A 20,402-nucleotide genomic window follows, 5' to 3' on the forward strand; every position below is an offset into this window, starting at 1 on the left:
AAATTATGATACACCTATGTTATACTTTAAAAAACTAAGGAATACTTAATGCAATATGTCTGGCTCCTGTGCAAAATTTCAAAGATGATATATAATAAATAATTGTAAAATAAACACTTGATTTTTTTATGTTTAATTATTATAATTGATTATTCATTATTTATAAATTAAGAGGATTTTTATGTCTGAAAACACAAACAAACTACAAAAAAATGCTGAATTAATATTTACATATATTTATAATAATAGAATAATATTCATATCTGGATTTGTACTTATAGTAGTAATTATCGCAGGTATTTTAGTATATAAAGCTAATATAGAAAGCCAAGATAAAGATAATAATATACAATTTGAATCTGCATTGGCATTATATAATGTGTATCAAAATGCACAATTACCAAAAGAACAATTAAATGATCCTGCTTTAATAATAGATATTACTTCAAGATTCCAAAAAGTATATTCTGCTGCTAAAGGTAAAACTTTGAAATTAAGAACAGCTTATGCTTTAGGCTCTGTTTATTATGATATAGAAAACTTCACTGAAGCTGAAAAATATTATCAGGAAGTTGCTAATTCAAGAGGTTTTTATCTACAAGAAACAGCTATCTACAATTTAGCTAATACTCAAATAGAATTAACTAATTATACTAAAGCTGCAGCAACTTTGGAAAACTTTACTAAAGCATATCCAAAAAGTTATTTAAATCCGCAAGCAACTTTAAGTTTATCAGATGTTTATTTAGCTCAAAATGATAAAACTAAAGCTTTAAATATATTAAAATCATGGATCACTCAAAATACTAATAATGTTGAATATTTAAATATATTTAGAGAAACTATTTCATTAATAGAAAATAATGTTTATTAATTAAATAACTAATATATAAATCATTATCCAATTATAATGTAAGGAAAAAAAATTGAATAAGAATGCTCCTATCATAGTTCAGGGCGATGGTACAATTCTTTTAGATGTTAGTACAAAACATTTTGAAGAAATAAGAAATTTTATGCTTGTATTCGCCGAACTTGTAAAAAGTCCAGAATATATACATACATATAGAATAACATTAGTATCTTTATGGAATGCTGCAAGTTTAAATTATACTTCAGAACAAATAATCAGTTTCTTAAAAAAATACACTTCTTATGAAATACCAAAAAATATTGTAAAGCAAATAGAAACAAGCATTGAAAAATACGGCAGAATAAAAATAATTAAAGAAGATGAAAAATACTATCTTATAAGCGAAGATAAAAATATTATAGATGAAATTTTACATTATAAATTAATGACTAAATATATAAAAGCAGAAGTTAATCCTAATAAATTAGAAATAGATGCTACATATAGAGGCCATATAAAATTGGCTCTTATAAATATAGGATATCCTGTTCAGGATTTAGCCGGTTATAAAACTGGAGAGCCATATCATTTTAATATGAGAACAAAACTCCCATCAAGCGGAGATGATTTTGCTTTAAGGGATTATCAAAGAAATTCTGTAGAAGCTTTTTATGCTGACGGCAAACCTGAAGGCGGTGCTGGCGTTATAGCTTTGCCTTGCGGTACTGGAAAAACTGTTGTTGGTATAGCAACAATGTATAAAACACAAACTAAAACTCTTATTATAGTTACTGGTGTTACAGCCTGCAGACAATGGAGAGATGAAATATTAGATAAAACAGACATTCCTCCAGAAGATATAGGCGAATATAATGGTTTGAATAAAGAAATTAAACCTATAACAATAGCAACTTATAAAATACTAACTTATAGAAAAAATAAAGAATCCCCTTTTGTACACTTTGAATTATTCTTCCAACATAATTGGGGACTCATTATATACGATGAAGTGCATTTACTTCCAGCTCCTATAATAAAATTAACAAGTGAAATTCAAAGTATGAGAAGATTAGGCTTAACAGCTACACTTGTACGTGAAGATGGACTTGAAAAAGACGTATTTTGTTTAATAGGGCCTAAGAAATTTGATATACCTTGGCGTGAATTGGAGGAGAAAAAATTTATTGCTGAGGCTTATTGTTATGATATAAGAATACCTTTAGATGACAGTCATAGATCTGATTACGTTGTATCAAGCGATAAAGTAAAATTCAGAATAGCCAGTGAAAATGTATTTAAATATACAATAGTTAAAAAAATTATAGAGAAACTTAAAGGTAAAAACATTCTTATAATAGGTCAATATCTTGATCAATTAAACGAAATGAAAAAAAGAACTGGATATACCATAATCACTGGAAAAACTCCTCAAAGCGAAAGAGATATAATATACAAAAAATTTAAAACTGGAGAAATTACTACTTTAATAGTTAGTAAAGTAGCTAACTTGGCTGTAGATTTGCCTGATGCCAATGTATTAATACAGATTTCCGGTACTTTCGGTTCAAGACAAGAGGAAGCTCAAAGATTAGGAAGAGTATTACGTCCAAAAAAAGGTGAAAATAAAAGTTACTTCTTTTCTATAATTACAACTGATACTAAAGAAGAAGATTTCGCTCATAAAAGACAATTATTCTTAACAGAACAGGGATATCATTACGAATTACTCGATAAAGATTCATTTGAAGAATTGGAATTTGAAAACTAAAGTTTAACAATCTTTTTATTTTAATAATTGTTAAACTTTAGTTATTAGATACATTTCATTAATTAGATAGATAATATAATTATAGAGCTGTAACACCTAAATTTATAACTTCATCATAAACTTTTTTAACTTCTTTACCTAAAACTATTTGGTATTGTCCAGCATTATAAAAAACACCAGTTACACCTTCTATACTTTCTACTTCAGAATCATTGATTTTCTCTCTATCATTTACCATTAATCTTAATCTAGTAGCACAAAAGCTAGCTGAACTAATATTATCTTTTCCAACTTTAGAAACTATATCTTCTGCAATTTTTTTGTAATTTAGTTCCATAATAACCTCTTTAATTAAAAATCGTTTGATAGATTATATATTTTTATAAATATTTTTCAATAAAAATAATATAAAAATATTTTTATTAAATTTGAATATTTATAATTATTTTTAATTATAATAATACAAATACTACCAATAAAAACAATTTATTTAATGATAAATTATCATAAAAAAATAGACTGCATACAAGAAATATACAGTCTATTAATAATTATTTATTATAAAATTATTTATTGTTTTGCATTTGAAGATGAAGAATTATTATTCTTACTCATTGAATCCATACCAGATATACTGTAACGCATTTCAGTATCAGCCATAACATTTTTCATATTATAATAATCTAATACGCCGATATTACCTTTTTTAAGAGCTTCAGCAATTGCAAGAGGTAATTGAGATTCAGCTTCAACAACTTTAGCTTTCATTTCCTCAACCTGAGCACGCATTTCCTGTTCTCTAGCTATAGCCATAACTCTTCTTTCTTCTGCTTTAGCCTGAGCAATCTTTTTATCAGCTTCAGCTTGGTCAATCTGTAAGAAAGCACCAATATTACTTCCAACATCAACATCAGCTATATCAATAGAAAGAATTTCAAAAGCAGTACCAGAATCCAAACCTTTAGCAAGAACAACTTGTGAAATTCTGTCTGGATTTTCTAAAACTTCTTTGTGTGAAGCAGCACTACCTATAGTAGTAACAATACCCTCTCCTACTCTAGCAATAATAGTTTCTTCACCAGCTCCGCCTACAAGTCTGTTAATATTAGTTCTAACAGTAACTCTTGCTGTAGCTTTAACTTGTATACCATCTTTAGCAACAGCAGCAATTAAAGGTGTAGCAATAACTCTAGGAGAAACAGAAGTTCTTATGGCATCAACTAAATCTCTTCCAGCTAAATCTATAGCAGCAGCACGCTCAAAACTTAAATCTAAAGAAGCTTTATCAGCAGCTATTAAAGCATCAGCAACTGCAGTAGGATTTCCTCCTGCTAAATAATGTGCTTCAAGTTCATTGCTTCCTATTTTTAAACCAGCTTTCCATAATTTAATTTGATTTAATACTATAAGTGAAGGATTAACTCTCCTTAAACGCATAGTTATTAATGTTATCATATTTATTCTTACACCAGAAAATAAAGCAGTTACCCATAAACCTATAGGGAAAAAGCGTAAGAAAATAAATAAAAATATTAATATTATAATAATACCAATAAACATTGGAATAATTGGAAGATATCCATAATCGAACATACAAACCTCCTAAAATAAACTATTATTAATTATGCACATAAGTTCCTATATTTTCGCCTGAAATAGCTTTAGTAATGTTGCCAGGTTTATTCATATTAAATACTCTTATAGGCATATCATTGTCATTAGCCATAGCGAAAGCAGTCATATCCATAACACGTAAATTTTGATTCATAACTTCTCTAAAAGTAATATCATTATACATTTTTGCATCTTCATTCTTTTTTGGATCTTTATCATATACACCATCAACATTAGTACCTTTCAATACTATAGAAGCACCTATTTCTAAAGCTCTTAATATTGCAGTACTGTCAGTTGTAAAGTATGGATTAGAAGTACCGCCAGCTATAATTAAAACATTTCCTCTTTCTAAGATACGAATAGCTTTATCTCTTTCAAATCCTTCTATCATGCCTTCAATATTAAAAGCAGAAAGTATTTGAGTTGGAGTACCAGCTGCCATAAATCTGTCTTTTAATGCTATAGCGTTCATAATAGTTGCAAGCATACCCATAGAATCAGCTGTAGCTCTTACCATTCCTGTTTTATTAGATAATTGCATTCCTCTAAAAATGTTTCCGCCGCCTACTACAACTGCTATTTGTGTATCATGTCCAGCTTCTCTCATTTCTAATGCTATTCTATCAACTACACTATTATCAATACCATATTCTTTTTGTCCAAGCAATGCTTCACCTGATATTTTAAGCAATACTCTTTTTTCCATTAATTAACCTCTCAAGTTTTCATAATAAATTTTTTGTATTATACTATCTTTTTTATATATTATCAAGATAATAGAATATACAATCATTAGTATTTTCTATTTCTTGATATAAATATTATAAAAAACAAATATTAGTGTTTATATATTAGACTTTAATATATGAAAATATTTAAGATTTTAAAAATTTACCTAAAGCATCATTAGTTAATCTATATACTCTTGCATCTTTTACCATTTCTGCACCGGTAGAAAGATAAAAATCAATACTAGATTTATTCCAATCCAAACATTGCCATTCAAGTCTGCCGCAATTACGCTCATAAGCTATTTTGGCAACTTCCTCAAACAATTTCTTTCCGTATCCTAAACCTCTATATTGATCATTAACATATAAATCATCTAAATATAATCCATGCCTTCCAACGAATGTAGAAAAAGTTTCAAAGAATACCGCATGTCCAACTGGAACATTATCTTCAAAAGCAATAACAACCTCTGCTTTTTTCTTATCAAAAATATTTTCTTTTAAACTTTCCTCTGTAAGATTAAGCTCATGCTCCAAATGCTCATAAACTGCAAGTTCTTTTATAAATCTTAATATAGTAGGTATATCACTTTCTTTAGCAAATCTTATAGTAAATTCTTTATTATTCATAAACAAAACCTTATAAATTATTCATTAGCAAATTTTTTTAGATTATTATGGCTTAATCTATATGTAGTCCATTCTTCCATAGCTGAAGCATTGAGTGATAAATAAAAATCAATACTAGGTTTATTCCAGTCCAAACACTGCCAATCCAACCTTTCACATCCTCTATCAACTGCTATTTTAGCCAATTCCTTTAATAGAGATTTACCGTATCCCAATCCTCTGTAATTTGGACTTATATATAAATCTTCTAAATATATTCCTGCTTTTCCTAAAAAAGTTGAAAAATTATGAAAGAATAAAGCATAACCTATTTCAATATCATTCTCAAAAGCTATTAAAACTTCTGCTTTATTCTTTTCAAATATCCATTCTTTTAATATTTCTTCAGTTGCTGTAACTTCATGTTCTAATTTTTCATAAGCAGCAAGCTCTTTTATAAATCTTAAAATAGTAGGAATATCTTTAACTTCTGCAAATCTAATACTAAATTTCTTATCACTCATAAAACTTTATCCTAAATATTATTTTAATTTGTCTGGATTTAAACATTTTAAACTATCAATAACAAATAAACCATCTTTTCTAATTAATTTATCATCAAAATAAATTTCACCGCCTCCGTATTTTTTAGTCTGTATACATACTAAATCCCAGTGTATAGAAGATTTATTTCCATTAGGAGCCTCATCATAACAATTACCAGGAGTAAAATGGAAACTGCCCATAATTTTTTCATCGAATAATATATCTTTCATAGGCTCAGTTATATACGGATTTACTCCTATAGCAAATTCTCCTACATATCTAGCTCCTGAATCAGTATCTAATACTTCATTTATTCTTTTTGTATCATTACAAGAAGCATCAATAATTTTTCCATTTTTAAATTCAAATCTAATATTTTCATAAGTGAAACCATCACTATATAAAGAAGGTGTATTATAAGTTAAAACACCATTAATAGAATTTTTAACAGGTGCAGTAAATACTTCTCCGTCTGGAATATTAATTTCACCGGCACATTTTATAGCAGGTATATCTTTTATAGAAAAAGTTAAATCTGTACCATTGCCCACTATTCTAACTTTATCAGTTTTATTCATAAGATCAACTAAATTATCCATAGCCTTAGACATCTTTGAATAATCTAAATTACAAACTTTGAAATAAAAATCTTCAAATTCATCTGTGCTCATAGAAGCTCTTTGTGCCATAGCAGCTGTAGGATAATTCATAACAACCCATTTTGTATTTTTAACTCTTTCTTTCATATGTACTGGAGTAAGATAAAACTTCTCATATATTTTATTATTCTCCATATTTACAGAAGAATTTTCAGCATTATTCAAGCCGCCCCATATACCAACATAAGCGTCCATTTCTTTCATAAGCATTAAATCTGATTTAGCCCAAAGTTTTATCTGTTCTTCATTACAATTTTTTAATAGCTCTCTAAGTATTTGAGGATCATGATTCCAAACAAATGGACTTGCTCCCACTTTATAAGCTTCATTTATTACTGCTGTAACTAAATTACGTTCTTCTCCTTCTCCATAAACTTTTATAAGTACTTTCTCGCCTTCTTTTAATTTACAAGAATAATTAACTATATTTTTTGCCAATTTTTCTATTCTTGGATCTCTCATCTATAAACTCCATTTTTTAATTGTTAAAATAATTTATTTTAATGCATCAATTTTACACAATTAATAAATAATAATCAATATATAATTAATTAAAACATATATAAAACAAATAATTCATATAGTAAAAATATTATTTAGATGTATAATAATTAAAAATAATAAATTAGGTAATAATTATGAAACAAAAAATAATACTTCTTATATTTACAATTTTATTCAGTTCTATGCTATATGGTGCCAATAATGCAAAAGATGTTGAAGGTTTCTGGGCTATGCCGGAAAAACCAAAAGGAAGAATGAAAGTTGCAAAAATAATTGTAATAGGAAATAAAGTTTATGCTTATGGCATAGCATTGCATGATAATGTAAAAAGCACATTAGATGATCATAATCCAGATAAAAGCCTTAGAAATAAAGATTTAAAAGGACTAATATTCATATATGATATAGTTTTTGAAAATGATGAATGGTCCACTGTCAGAATATATCATACAGATCAAGGAAGTTCATACTATGTAAAAATAAGCTTGTCTGAAGATAAAAATACATTATTTGTAAGAGCTTCTTTAGATAAAGGCGGTGTAGTTGAAGCCACTGTAGAATGGAAAAGATTATCAAAAGAAGAATCAAGCAAATATTCTGATATAGCTGTTAATCAATTAAGAACAATAGAAGGAAAAAGTATACAATAAAAAATTATAAGTCTAAACATAAAAGTTTAAACTTATAATTTTTCATTATTATTTATTTAATTATTTTCTTCTATATAATCAGATTTACTGAAATTATAAATACCAAATACATCATAAATAACATTGGTAAGGTTTTTATTTTGCATTACAGTACCAGCATAATAGAATATAGGTATAATAGCGGTATCATCCATAGCTATATTTTCCGCCTTATGTAAGTATAAACTTCTGTCAGCATCACTTTCTGCAATAGAAGCATCTGACAAAGCTTTATCAAATTCAGGATTGCTGTATCTTCCTTCATTAAGAACATATCCAGTTTTTACTAATGATAAAAATGCAACAGGACTGTTATATCCTCCTATCCAGCCTTGTCTAGCCATATCGAAATTTCCATCTCTTCTAGTTTGTAAAAGTACAGCCCATTCCTCTTGTCTTATTACCATATCTATATTTAATGCTGATTTAAGCATAGATTGTATACTTTCAGCAATAGTAACATGGAAACCCGGATTTGTTAAAAATTCAAATACTGGAAAACCTTCGCCATTAGGATATCCTGCTTCAGCAAGTAATGCTCTAGCTTCCTCAACATTTTTCTCATAATCTTCGCTCTTTGTAGGGAAATATCCTTCTTTATAATTTCTAAAATCTCCATTATTATTAACATCTTTTATATTGTAAGGTACAATAGCAGCAGCTGGTCTCTCTCCGCCTTTCATTATATTATTTACAATATATTCTCTGTCTATAGCAAGAGAAATTGCCTTTCTTACTCTAGCATCATTAAAAGGTTTCTTATTATGATTTACTTCATAAAAGTAAAGTGATATATTAGGCACAGATTTTGCTATACCTTCTGCAAGTAATTTTTCTCTATCATTTATAGGTGTGTTATGATAAAAATATATTTCATCATTTAAAATAGCTGACATAGCAGTATTGTCATTATCTATAAATTCAAAATTAATAATATCTGGCTTTATCTCTTTATAATTCCAATAATCAGTATTTTTGCGTACTACTAATCTTGAATTATGATCCCAGCGTACAATTTGAAATGCTCCATTACCAACCATAGTTTCTGTTTTTAAAGTCCAGCCGTCTTCATCTTTACTTACAACATCTTCACGCAAAGGTGTATAAGCTGTATGAGCTACCATTTCCAAAAAATAAGGTACAGGATATTCTAATTCCACATATAAAGTTTTATCATCTAAAGCCTTAACTCCTAATGTGTCTTTATCCTTATTACCCATCATAATATCACTCGCATTCTTAATAACATCTAGAAGTATAGAATAAGATGCTCCGTTTTTAGGATCAACTATACGTTTCCAAGCATATACAAAATCTTGAGCTTTAACATCTACACCATCTGACCATTTTGCATTGCTTCTGATATTAAATACATATATTGTATTATTATTCGATGATACCCAGCTTTCTGCCGCACCAGGAATAATATTATTATTTTCATCTTTTATAGTTAAATTTTCAAACAGATGTGTTGTATATATCATGGCATCTACTGCAGAATTTATAGTAGGGTCTATAGTTTGAGGTTCAGGACCAACTGAAACTGTTAGTTCATTTAAAATGACTTTTGGTTCTTTATGACAAGAAACAAAAACTATTGCAATAAAAATAAAAACTAATTTAATTAATATATTGTTTTTCATAAGAATATTTCCTAGCATATTATTTATTATTTATAGTATCGAAAAAAAATATAATTAACTAATTAAAATATTTACTATATAATAAGTATTTTATATGTTTTTATAGTTATAATTTTTTATAATATTAAAATATAATTAAAACAACATTATTTTTTAATAAATCATACATTATTTAATATATACTGAAATTTTTTAACTTTGTCAAAATTAGTTTTTATATTGTTATTATTTTCGTGGACTAGTCCCCGAACCCCTACTTCTTTTGCCGACGCTCTGCATGCCGTAGGCAAGGCACCTACTCGGTGGTGACCCAAAGAAGCTATATCCTCGACAGGCTCGGATACGCTTCGCGAAGGACTACATTTTTTACTAAAATTTAAGGCATTAAACTACTTTTAATATATATTTTTAAAATATAAGGCTGTAGTATATGCGTTTTTCGCTCTGCGTGCGTAGGCAGCAACTTTGACGAAGTCCGCAGAGCGTGAGCGACAAAAAAGTTGATAATATATTTAAAAAATATAAAAATTGACAAAATATAGTTGTTTAGGTATATTCTAATTTTTATCAATCAATTTATTAAACTTGAAAAGTACAGGGGAAAGAATAAATGATGATAAAACCCCTATAAATAAAAATAAACCGAATGATTTAACTGGTATAAATCCGCTGAATGCCAAGGTACCAAAGGATAATACTGTTGTCATCATAGATAAAAATACTGCTAAAAATGTAATCTCTTTATCTGCCGCACTGTTTGAGAAAAATATTGCATAGTCAATTGATATTCCTATAGAAAGTATCAAAGCAAATATTGAAAATATATTTATATTCATTCCAAATATTGAATGTAATGATAAATTAATCAATATTGACATTAATTGAACTAATATTATAGCCAAAGCTTGTTTTTTATTAAAGAATATCATCACAGCTATGAATATTATTATATATGCAATAACAGCCATTTTTATAGCAGTTTTTGCAGTACTGTCTAATGCATCATTAATTTCTTGATTTAAATTAAATATCTTAACATCATTATTAGTAACTTTCATAACATCGTTAGTATTGTAATCACTTGTTGCTATAAGAAAATATTTATTATTATTTGTAGTAATAATCTTTTTTAAATCACTAAAATCTGGTTCTTCAATTATTTTATTTATATCAAGAATTTTATTTTTAGTATTTTCAAATTCTAATTTTATTTTATTATATGAAGCTTCATTTAAATCAAGTGCATTAATTTGATCTTTTAAAAGAGGCATTAATTTTTCTTCTACAAGTTTTATATTATCTCTTTGTCTTTCATCTGAATAAAGTACTCTTGATATAGCCATATAGTTATTAGTGAAATTATCTCCTATACTTTCTTCTGCCAATAATGCCTTTGAAAGAGTATCTCCTCTCGATATTATTATATTTTTTGTCAAAGATGTATTCAATCTTTTATAAACTTCTGTTTCACTCTTTAATAAAAAGTCTGGTGTATTATAAAGCTGATTGGCTGAAAAATTAACTTTTATCCTTGGTATTGATATTACAGAAATTAAAACTAAAATTATAAAAAGTATGGATACTGTTTTTATATTAATTATTTTAACATAACTATTTAATATATTTTTACTTCCATTTAATATAGAACTCTTTATTTCTCTTTTATCATTTTTAAATACTATAGGATATATTATGTTTACTGTCAAAAATGAACTTACAAGTCCGAATATAGAAAATAAAGCTATTTGTTTTAATAATGTAAGAGAAGTTAAAGATAATGATAAATAACTTATTATAGTAGTTAAAAAACCTAAAAGCATACTAGGAAATATTTTTTTTAATACTTCCTTTTTATCTTTTTCATTATACCATTCTGTTATAAAATGTATTGAATGGTCTATCGATATACCTATTAAACTTGTACCAAATACGAATGTAAATATATGCAAAGAATTAAAAAATATAGATGATAATAAAAATGCCGTACCGCCAGCCAAAAATATTGTACACATTGATACAATATAAGGCTTTATAGATTTAAATATAAAGATAAATATTATAGAAATAACTATCAATGAAACAATAGATATAATAGTAATTTCACTCTTTGCACTCTTTTGGCTGTAATAAGTATGTATTGGAACACCAGATATATATACATTTATATCTTCATTACTTTCTAAATCATTTAAATAAGATGTAAGATTATCAAAAAAATCTTCACTGTCTATTTTTTTAGGCATGTCTATATTAATTAGAACATTGTATTTATTTTCATAATTTATAAATTGTATTCCATCTCTTGATTCCACATTATTTTCTGAAACTAGAATTTCATTTATTTTAGAATTAACAACAAAGAAAGGATCATCTTCAACATTATCAACTATAGGTATAAAGAATGGAGAATAAAAATTAGCAAGAGAATTTTCAGCAACAATATCTGCCTCATCATTCAATAAATAATCTCTTATCTCTTTTGAAAGAAGTTGATATTTATATTTAATCATCATTTCCAATATATTATCATAACTTTTAGAACGTAAATTCACAGCAACATTAGTATTTAAATCTTTTATATAACTTTCTAATTTTAATGCATTATCTTTTGCTGCATCAAAATTTTCACTTTCTATGAATATCTTTACGCTGCTTGAATTTTTTAGAAAGAAATCTTCTAATGGTTTTTGAAAATCTTTATCTTCAAGAAATTTAGGTGTTATGGATAAAAAATTTGTATCTATCTTTGCTATTTTATCATGTCTTATTATGAATACAGCAACTGCAAATAAATGAAAAAATATCCATAAACCTATTAAAAATTTTCTCTTACTCAAAATATTTTGTCTCCTCAGGAGTTAAAGAATTAGATTTTGATAAAACTTTCATTATATATTCAGTTGTACTATTATTTGAAGAATACATTTTTATTTTTTCTATATAACCGGCAGAAGCAAAACTAACTTCTATTTTGTCTATTACTTTTTTTAATTCCTCAGTTTTAGGAGTATAAACAGTAACTCCATTTTCAGAAGTATGATTAAAAGAATCTTTTATAGTTTTTTCATCATAAGTAAATATTGATTTTATTATATTAGCTATTTGAGAAAACATAGCATTACTTGAATCTGCCATAACTTTCTTTTTACCGTTTGGAAGTATCTGAGTAACATTTTTATCTCCCATAACAGTGATTGATTCTTTAGGGCTTTTAGTAAACCAACATATACCATAACCGCTTGCAACAATGAAATCCCCTGAAGATTCAAAACTTCTTCCTTTCTGTGTAACTATTTGTGTATAAGTACCTTTTAAAAGTTTAGCGTTCTTGTATTCGTCTTTAACTTGGCATAATAAAATAGAAGCCATTGCAATAAATATTATAAAAATTTTTCTCATTTTACACTTCCTAATATTATTTATATAGTATGATATATAATACAATAAAAACAAAAATTGTAAAAAAAATTTTATATTTAATTATTAATTCTTTCTATTCTTTCAATAAAATCTTTTGGACTATTTAAAAAACCTTTTCTAGTTTCTGAATCTATAGGCATTTGCAATGTAGATGATCTTGATATTACCTTATTATCTTCATCATAAAAAGTATATTCTATTTTCATACCATTTAAATACTCTATTAAAGCAGTATGAATTCTCACTTTTTGATTTAATTTAATAGAATTAATATATTTTACTTCCAATTTTACTATAGGCCACATTACACCTTTAGCAGTCATAATATCATAATTATAATCTATAATTTCAAGCATAGCCTCCCTAGCCTGCTCCATAAACTTTATATAATTGCCATGCCAAACAACTCCCATAGGATCTAAATCATAGAAAGAAGGTTTTATATAATAATCATTCTCTAAATAAATCTTTTTATTTGTATTTTTACCCATAAATTAATTCCCCTTATACCAAAAATCATGGAAATTATACCATTGATAAGGATATTCTATAGCTTTTTGTTCTATAATGGAAGCAAATTCTTTAGTTAATTCTAATATAAGTTCATTTTTTCTTTTTCTGTTCTTTGATTCTTCACTATCCAACTTTATTTTTGAAGAATGTATATAAAAATTATATTTCTTTGAAAGTATTTTATCATTCTCTCTTAAAGCGAAGAAATAATAAACAGGATATTTAAGAAGTATAGGAATCAAAAAAGCACCGCATGGAAAAGGAGCATCTTCCCCTAAAAAATTTATATAATTTACTCTGTCTGTTTTATTAGAAGTTCTATCACCTGCTATAGCTACTATTTCACCATTATTTAATTTATTTTCAATACTTATAATAGTTTCAGGTCCTATATTGGAAGCATCAATAAAATCTATAAATGAATTATTTTTACCTTCACCCATTAATATATTAACATTTTTATTTACTCTAGAATCTATTATTATATTTATCTTATAATTTTTAATAGGATTGCCTTCATTAATAACAGCCAATGCCTTTAAAAGCTCAACATTTCCTATATGAGAAAATAATATTATCATACCGTTTTTATTATTAAGCAATTCAATAACTTTCTCATAATCATCTTTAGTTTTTATTATCAAATCTTTTATAGGTATATCTCCATTCCAAGCTGCTATTTTTTCTGAAATAGAAACTACAAATGAAAGTAAATGCTTATATGAACAAATAAAATTAGACTTTATTTTTTTATTATATTTTGACATTCTTCTAAGATAATCTCTTGAAGCCTGCATTCTGGTTTTAGAATAGAAAAAATAAACAATACTTATAGGTATTAGGTATATTATTATGAACATTCTTCCTAATATTTTATAAACAAAAGCAGAAAATACTGCCTTCCACCTATTGCCTATTTCTTTTTCCTCACTCCAATGACTCATAAGATAAAACCTCTAAGCAAAATACAATTTGCCGTCTGAATATTTTTTATCTTCATCATATATCTTAAAAGAAAGTATATTATTCAAACAATGACATTCTATGGTAACATTTGTATTTGGAAAAATCATATTTACGAATTTTAATTTTAAAAGTCTATTGATATCAAAATCTCTATTAAAAAGATTTTTAGATATATCAACAGCAATCTTTACTTGAGCTATAGCAGGCAAAAGTTTAAAATTCTCAAAATGCCCGTCAAAATAAGGCAAATTTTCACTTATAAAAAGCTTAACTTTAAACATATCTTGAGTATGTTCATCTATAGTATAATTAGCAATATCACTATACAATTTAATTTCCTTGCATTATAGCATCAAGTGCTTTTCTGTCTACCTTTCCAATCTCGCTTCTTGGAATACTGTCTACAAAATATATTTTTTTAGGTAAAACAACAGTTTCAAAATATCCTTTTAAATACTCAATAGTATATTTTTTCATCTCTTCAATATTATTATTGCTTCCATTAAGAACTACAAAAGAAACAACATATTCTCTTTTTTCAGATTTACAATATATAGTATAACTGTCTTTAAAATGCTTATCCTGTAAAATTTGTCTGTCTATTTGCTGAACACTTATTCTTTTACCTTCAATTTTTACAATAGAGTCTTCCCTTCCTAAAAGTTCAAACTCATTTTCATTTTTCATATTAACAACATCGCCGACATGTATCCAGATATTATCACCTGTATAACCTGAACAGCATTCTATACTTCCATTCTCATCAACTTTCAAACTTACAACGCTTAATCTTGTCCATAATTCATTTTCGCTTCTTCTTCTAAAAGCCATTGCACCAGCTTCAGTACTTCCGTAAATCTCTGTAGCATCTGTATTAAACACCTCTTTACAAAGATCATTAACACTTTTATCAAGTACTCCTGTAGATGAAAATAAATACCATTTGGATTTTATTTTCAATGAAGATTTATCTATTCTCTTTAAGAATGCTGGTGTTGTTACTACTGTAATCTTATCGTACTGTGCAAAATTATTCATAGTTTCTAAATAATTTATTCTGTTATTAATACATTTTAATTCCAACATATATGGAACTAACACAGCAAATACAAAACCATAACTATGATAATGAGGAACTGTATATAAAAATACAGAATCTTTTATTTCATCAGTAAATTGATTAACTATTTTAGTAGCTTCTGCCTCAAATTGCTTTAAAGTCTTTTCTATAAGTTTAGGGTGACCTGTTGAACCTGATGTATAAAAATTGATAAATACATTTTCATCAATAATAGTTTCTTTAAGCAAATCAAACCATTTATCATTAGTACTGCTGTTAAATACTTCGTCTAAATTAAAAGCAGATTTTTCAGTATCGGATATATAAACCATAGTATTGTCTACTATGCTTTCAACATATTTAGGGCTATTATTATTCAAAACATTAACCCTTTTTTTAAGTATAAATCCTGCTGTAATAATAGAAATAAATCTATAAGTATCTTCAATAAATACTGTAATAGTATCTTCTTTATATTTAGAAATATATTCCAAACATTTTACTATATCATTTACATATTCTTTATACTTTATAAAACTTTTATTTTCCTTATGAATAAGAAAAATATCCTCTGAATCTTTTAATAAATAAAAATTTGTATTGCTTAATTTTCTCATAATATTGTTTTTATTTGTTATCTGAATTTTCTCTTATATATTTAGCTAAAGTTGCAACAGAATAGAAATGTTTTTTATTGTTTTCTTCTATATCAGAAAAACTTATATTAAATTTCTTTCTAATAGCAACACCTATCTCTAATGCATCTATAGAATCAAGACCTAATTCATCTCCAAATAATGGAGCATCAGTATCTATATCATCTATTGTCATACCTTCTAAATTTGCTGCTTCTATCACTATTTGTTTTATTTGGTCTTCAATACTCATTTTATAATTCTCCTTAAAATAATTATTATCTAAAAATATAGAAAATCATCTTTTTGTTAATTCGATTTTACCCAATTTCAAATTAGTACTGTCTGTTGATATAAATTTTATAAAATCTATAATAGAATTTTCATCTTTTTTAGTGTCATTTTCTAACATATCAATACAAATATTAGGATTGTCTTTAGATATAAGAAAAGAACATGCAAAAGAATAATTAATGTCTTTAGATATTTCTTCATAACTTTCCGGTAATCTTTCATCAGCTATGATTATAAGGGCTTCATTATGATTAGAAGTTTTTAAAAAAGCCATAGCTTGAACAAGTGCTGTATCTATAAAATTATCATAACAAGTAACAGCAATAGCTCTTTCATGATTTTGATAAAATATAGTAAGCTGTGCTACCGCAGTATTAAAAACAGAAAAACTGAAAAGAGCCGGAGAAACCTCATGTTCTGTAACTATCTTCTTTGAAATATTATATTGCTGCTTTATTTCTCCATATTTTGATACAAAAAATATAGGCATTTGTTCATTTTCTTTTATTATATTTTTTACAGATTCAAATGATAATTTAGTTATTTGACTAAGCCTTCTTTTTTGTGCCCTTGGTATAAAGTCTAAATCTGGATTAGTATCGCCATAAGTAATTTTTATATCATTATTTATATTGTCTAATATAAACTTTTTATCCATATCTGGAGCAAAAAAGTCCCAATCCAGCACTCTAAAACATAAATCCGACATAACTTTCCTAATATAAAAATCATAATTTTACTTTTAGAAATTATACTAAATTATAGTATAAAGTCAACTATTAATAATAAATCAGTACAAAATAAAAAAAGTAAAAAATATAAAAAAATGTTGACATTGGAGTGCACTCCAATGTTATAATTTCGCTATAAATTAACAATAATGAACAATTTTATAACATTATTAGTTTCCATAAAGGGGATAAAATTATGACAATAGCAGAAGTCAGCAAAAAAATGGAATTATCCACTGATACATTAAGGTATTATGAAAGAATAGGAATAATTCCTGAGGTAGAAAGAAGCGAAAGCGGAATAAGAAATTATACTGATCATGATTTAGCTTGGATAGAATTTGCTAAATATATGAGAAGTGCCGGAATGGGTATAGAATCATTGATAGAATATATAAAACTATACAATAAAGGAGATGCCACATTAGAAGCAAGAAAACAATTACTAATAGATCAAAGAGAAACAATAGTAAATAGAATAAATGAACTTAAAGAAACATTAGAAAAATTAGACTTTAAAATACAAAATTATGATACAAAAATGAGAGAATGTGAAAACAGACTATCTAAAAATAATTAATATAATTAAAGGATTAAATATGAAAATACTATTAACTTTTTTTCTTTTTATAATGACAGCCTGCAATTCAGTATATGGAGATAATACATATATGAAAACATTAAATACATCTATTAATTTAAAAATCAATAACAAAGAGTACAAATTAATACTTTATGATAATCAAACAGCAAAAGATTTTTTAGCTATGATGCCATTAACAATAACTATGAATGATTTAAATGCTAATGAAAAATATCATAATTTGAGTAAAAACCTTACAACACAATCATCAAGAGTTGGAAGCATAAAAACAGGCGACTTTATGCTATACGGCAGTAATTGTTTAGTTCTTTTTTATGAAAACTTCTCAACATCTTATAGTTATACAAAAATAGGATATATAGAAAATACATCTGGACTTAAAGATACACTCGGCAGAGGAAGTGTACAAATAACTTTTAGTATTAATAATTAAAAAATTATTAAAATGACTATTGACATTGGAGTGCACTCTAATGCTATAATTTGAAAATAATTGATATTAAACTTGATAAATTGAATAAGCGAGTTTATTGATAGCAACAACAGAAATAAACGAGCAGCTAATAACTTTAGTTATTAGCTAGTTTTAAGCGAGTTTATTGATAGCAACAATAGAAATAAACGAGCAGCTAATAACTTTAGTTATTAGCTAGTTTTAAGCGAGTTTATTGATAGCAACAATAGGAGTTATAGTATGAAACAAGTAAAATTAAATAATGGACTTGAAATGCCTATATTAGGATTCGGAGTTTTTCAAATACCTGATTATGAAGAATGTAAAAAATCTGTACTAAATGCCATTGAAGCAGGATACAGATTAATAGATACAGCTTCTGCATATAATAATGAAAAAGCTGTTGGTGATGCTATAAAAGAAAGCGGAATAGATAGAAAAGAATTATTTATTACTACTAAATTATGGATAAGCGATGCTGGATATGATAATGCTAAAAAGGCTTTTGAAGTTTCTATGAATAAGTTAGGTTTAGATTATTTGGATTTATATTTAATACATCAGCCTTTCGGTGATTATTACGGATCTTGGAGAGCTATGGAAGATTTATATAATGAAGGAAAAATTAAAGCTATAGGTGTATGCAATTTTTATCCTGACAGATTATTGGATTTTGTTATGCATAATAAAATAGCTCCTATGGTAAATCAGATTGAAACTCACCCATTTTTCCAAAGGGAAGAAGATAACAAACTTATGAAAGAGTACAATATTCAAATAGAATCTTGGGGACCATTTGCTGAAGGCAGAAATAATATGTTTACTAATGAAGTATTACAGTCTATAGCAAAGAAACATAATAAAACAGCGGCACAAGTTATATTGAATTGGCTTATAAAAAGAAATGTTGTTGTTATACCAAAGAGCGTACACAAAGAAAGAATAATAGAAAATTTCAATGTATTTGATTTTGAATTAGATGATAATGATATGAAAGAAATTTATAAACTTGATACTAAACAAAGTTTATTCTTATCTCATACTGATATTGAAACAGTAAAATATTTATGTAATTATAAAATATAATAGCTTATAATTTTGTTATATAAATTTCATCTTTGAAAAGTTACTGCATTATTTTGATAATACATGATAGGTTTAAATTTTATAAAAGGATAAATGATGAAAAATATTTTTATAAGTTTTTTATTGATTTTTATGACAGTACTAATTTTTAATAATAAAGCAGAGGCAAATAATATGAAAGGCAATTTTAATTTCAATACAAAAACTGTTAAACTAAATAACGGATATGAAATACCTTTAAATGGAATCGGTACCTATAGTTTATTAAATGATGTTTGCTATAATTCTATTCTTTATGCCTTACAAAACGGTGTAAGATTGATAGACACTGCATACATATACAATAATGAGGAAGAAGTTGGAAAGGCTGTAAGAGATTCTAAAATTGATAGAAAAGATATTTTTATCATTACAAAATTATATCCTAATCAATATAATAATGCAGAAAAAGCTATCAATGATGCATTAAAAAAATTAAATGTAGAATATATTGACATGATGCTTCTTCATCACCCTGGAAATAATGATGTTGAGGCATATAAGGCTATAGAAAAAGCTATAAAAGAAGGAAAAATTCGTTCTGTTGGACTTTCTAATTGGTATATAAAGGAATTAAAAGATTTTATTCCAAAGATAAATATAATTCCTGCTTTAGTACAAAATGAAATACACCCATACTATCAGGATACTGAAGTAATAGAATATATTCAAAGTTTGGGTATAGCTGTTCAAGGCTGGTATCCATTGGGAGGCAGAGGACATCAAAAAGAACTTTTAAATGATAAAGTATTAAAAGATATAGCAGCAAAATATAATAAATCAGTTGCTCAAATAATATTAAGATGGAATTTACAAAGAGGCGTAATTGTAATACCTGGATCAAGCAACAGACAACATATAATAGAAAATACAGAAATATACGATTTTGAATTAAGTGATGATGATATGAAAAGAATATCAGAATTGAACCGCGATGAAAAACATGATTGGTATTAAAGATTTAAAATTATTCAATTTAAA

Annotated in this window: 22 protein-coding genes; 7 read left to right on the forward strand and 15 right to left on the reverse strand. The window is 26.4% G+C overall.

What is annotated here, in order from left to right:
- The first annotated feature begins 181 nt into the window (after positions 1 to 181).
- Together Q0K52_RS04670 and Q0K52_RS04675 are read left to right on the forward strand one after the other, a co-directional pair.
- Positions 182 to 874: a tetratricopeptide repeat protein gene (locus Q0K52_RS04670; protein WP_297296972.1), complete on the forward strand. Its 693-nt coding sequence runs from the start codon at positions 182 to 184 to the stop codon at positions 872 to 874.
- Positions 875 to 926: 52 nt separating this feature from the next.
- Entirely contained in the window at positions 927 to 2,621 is a 1,695-nt protein-coding gene (locus tag Q0K52_RS04675) for a DNA repair helicase XPB (RefSeq protein ID WP_297296974.1), read from the forward strand.
- A 79-nt stretch (positions 2,622 to 2,700) separates the two neighbouring features.
- On the opposite strand, the gene Q0K52_RS04680 is transcribed toward Q0K52_RS04675, so the two are convergent.
- The 6 genes from Q0K52_RS04680 to Q0K52_RS04705 form a co-directional block, all read right to left on the reverse strand.
- Positions 2,701 to 2,958: a PTS transporter subunit EIIB gene (locus tag Q0K52_RS04680; RefSeq protein WP_297296976.1), complete on the reverse strand. Its 258-nt coding sequence runs from the start codon at positions 2,956 to 2,958 to the stop codon at positions 2,701 to 2,703.
- Between the two features lie 233 nt (positions 2,959 to 3,191).
- Positions 3,192 to 4,214 carry a flotillin-like protein FloA gene (gene floA, locus Q0K52_RS04685; protein ID WP_297296978.1) on the reverse strand — a complete coding sequence of 341 codons (1,023 nt, stop codon included), beginning with the start codon at positions 4,212 to 4,214 and terminating at the stop codon, positions 3,192 to 3,194.
- A gap of 25 nt (positions 4,215 to 4,239) precedes the next feature.
- Positions 4,240 to 4,944 carry a UMP kinase gene (gene pyrH, locus Q0K52_RS04690; protein ID WP_297296981.1) on the reverse strand — a complete coding sequence of 235 codons (705 nt, stop codon included), beginning with the start codon at positions 4,942 to 4,944 and terminating at the stop codon, positions 4,240 to 4,242.
- Positions 4,945 to 5,113: 169 nt separating this feature from the next.
- Positions 5,114 to 5,599, reverse strand: a complete 486-nt coding sequence (locus Q0K52_RS04695; protein WP_297296983.1) for a GNAT family N-acetyltransferase — start codon at positions 5,597 to 5,599, stop codon at positions 5,114 to 5,116.
- Between the two features lie 17 nt (positions 5,600 to 5,616).
- The gene (locus tag Q0K52_RS04700) at positions 5,617 to 6,102 is read right to left on the reverse strand and encodes a GNAT family N-acetyltransferase (protein ID WP_297296985.1); all 486 of its coding nucleotides are present in this window, start codon (positions 6,100 to 6,102) and stop codon (positions 5,617 to 5,619) included.
- An 18-nt stretch (positions 6,103 to 6,120) separates the two neighbouring features.
- Positions 6,121 to 7,245 carry an aminopeptidase gene (locus Q0K52_RS04705; RefSeq protein ID WP_297296987.1) on the reverse strand — a complete coding sequence of 375 codons (1,125 nt, stop codon included), beginning with the start codon at positions 7,243 to 7,245 and terminating at the stop codon, positions 6,121 to 6,123.
- 176 nt (positions 7,246 to 7,421) lie between these two features.
- Between Q0K52_RS04705 and Q0K52_RS04710 the strand changes: the two genes are divergently transcribed.
- A complete protein-coding gene (locus tag Q0K52_RS04710) occupies positions 7,422 to 7,937 on the forward strand; it encodes a DUF2147 domain-containing protein (protein WP_297296989.1) in 516 nt (171 codons plus the stop codon).
- Positions 7,938 to 7,993: 56 nt separating this feature from the next.
- Here the strand turns inward: Q0K52_RS04710 and Q0K52_RS04715 are convergent, their stop codons facing one another.
- The 9 genes from Q0K52_RS04715 to Q0K52_RS04755 all read right to left on the reverse strand — a co-directional run bounded on the left by Q0K52_RS04715 (position 7,994) and on the right by Q0K52_RS04755 (position 17,216).
- Positions 7,994 to 9,619 (reverse strand): peptide ABC transporter substrate-binding protein, encoded by a 1,626-nt coding sequence (locus Q0K52_RS04715; protein ID WP_297296991.1) that lies wholly within the window; start codon positions 9,617 to 9,619, stop codon positions 7,994 to 7,996.
- A 557-nt stretch (positions 9,620 to 10,176) separates the two neighbouring features.
- Positions 10,177 to 12,456, reverse strand: a complete 2,280-nt coding sequence (locus tag Q0K52_RS04720; protein WP_297296993.1) for an MMPL family transporter — start codon at positions 12,454 to 12,456, stop codon at positions 10,177 to 10,179.
- Positions 12,449 to 13,018: an outer membrane lipoprotein carrier protein LolA gene (locus Q0K52_RS04725; RefSeq protein WP_297296995.1), complete on the reverse strand. Its 570-nt coding sequence runs from the start codon at positions 13,016 to 13,018 to the stop codon at positions 12,449 to 12,451. Before Q0K52_RS04725 ends, Q0K52_RS04720 begins: the two co-directional genes overlap by 8 nt.
- 77 nt (positions 13,019 to 13,095) lie before the next feature.
- Positions 13,096 to 13,530 carry a thioesterase family protein gene (locus Q0K52_RS04730; protein WP_297296997.1) on the reverse strand — a complete coding sequence of 145 codons (435 nt, stop codon included), beginning with the start codon at positions 13,528 to 13,530 and terminating at the stop codon, positions 13,096 to 13,098.
- A gap of 3 nt (positions 13,531 to 13,533) precedes the next feature.
- The gene (locus Q0K52_RS04735; protein ID WP_297296999.1) at positions 13,534 to 14,496 is read right to left on the reverse strand and encodes a glycosyl transferase family 2; all 963 of its coding nucleotides are present in this window, start codon (positions 14,494 to 14,496) and stop codon (positions 13,534 to 13,536) included.
- Between the two features lie 12 nt (positions 14,497 to 14,508).
- Positions 14,509 to 14,847, reverse strand: a complete 339-nt coding sequence (locus Q0K52_RS04740; RefSeq protein ID WP_297297001.1) for a 3-hydroxyacyl-ACP dehydratase — start codon at positions 14,845 to 14,847, stop codon at positions 14,509 to 14,511.
- Between the two features lies 1 nt (position 14,848).
- Positions 14,849 to 16,195 (reverse strand): AMP-binding protein, encoded by a 1,347-nt coding sequence (locus tag Q0K52_RS04745; protein ID WP_297297003.1) that lies wholly within the window; start codon positions 16,193 to 16,195, stop codon positions 14,849 to 14,851.
- 10 nt (positions 16,196 to 16,205) lie between these two features.
- A complete protein-coding gene (locus Q0K52_RS04750) occupies positions 16,206 to 16,466 on the reverse strand; it encodes a phosphopantetheine-binding protein (RefSeq protein WP_297297005.1) in 261 nt (86 codons plus the stop codon).
- 45 nt (positions 16,467 to 16,511) lie between these two features.
- On the reverse strand, positions 16,512 to 17,216 hold the full coding sequence (locus tag Q0K52_RS04755; protein ID WP_297297007.1) for a beta-ketoacyl synthase chain length factor: 705 nt from the start codon (positions 17,214 to 17,216) through the stop codon (positions 16,512 to 16,514).
- 218 nt (positions 17,217 to 17,434) lie between these two features.
- On the opposite strand from Q0K52_RS04755, the gene Q0K52_RS04760 reads away from it, so the two are divergent.
- From Q0K52_RS04760 to Q0K52_RS04775, 4 genes are all read left to right on the forward strand, one after another.
- Entirely contained in the window at positions 17,435 to 17,818 is a 384-nt protein-coding gene (locus tag Q0K52_RS04760) for a MerR family transcriptional regulator (RefSeq protein WP_297297010.1), read from the forward strand.
- Between the two features lie 19 nt (positions 17,819 to 17,837).
- Positions 17,838 to 18,275 (forward strand): cyclophilin-like fold protein, encoded by a 438-nt coding sequence (locus tag Q0K52_RS04765; protein ID WP_297297012.1) that lies wholly within the window; start codon positions 17,838 to 17,840, stop codon positions 18,273 to 18,275.
- A 261-nt stretch (positions 18,276 to 18,536) separates the two neighbouring features.
- Positions 18,537 to 19,382: an aldo/keto reductase gene (locus Q0K52_RS04770; protein WP_297297014.1), complete on the forward strand. Its 846-nt coding sequence runs from the start codon at positions 18,537 to 18,539 to the stop codon at positions 19,380 to 19,382.
- A 96-nt stretch (positions 19,383 to 19,478) separates the two neighbouring features.
- Complete coding sequence (locus Q0K52_RS04775) at positions 19,479 to 20,378, forward strand: aldo/keto reductase (protein WP_297297016.1); 900 nt, start codon at positions 19,479 to 19,481, stop codon at positions 20,376 to 20,378.
- The last annotated feature ends 24 nt before the right edge of the window (positions 20,379 to 20,402 follow it).

Source organism: uncultured Brachyspira sp. (assembly GCF_944390845.1).
Taxonomy (GTDB): Bacteria; Spirochaetota; Brachyspiria; order Brachyspirales; family Brachyspiraceae; genus Brachyspira; species Brachyspira pulli.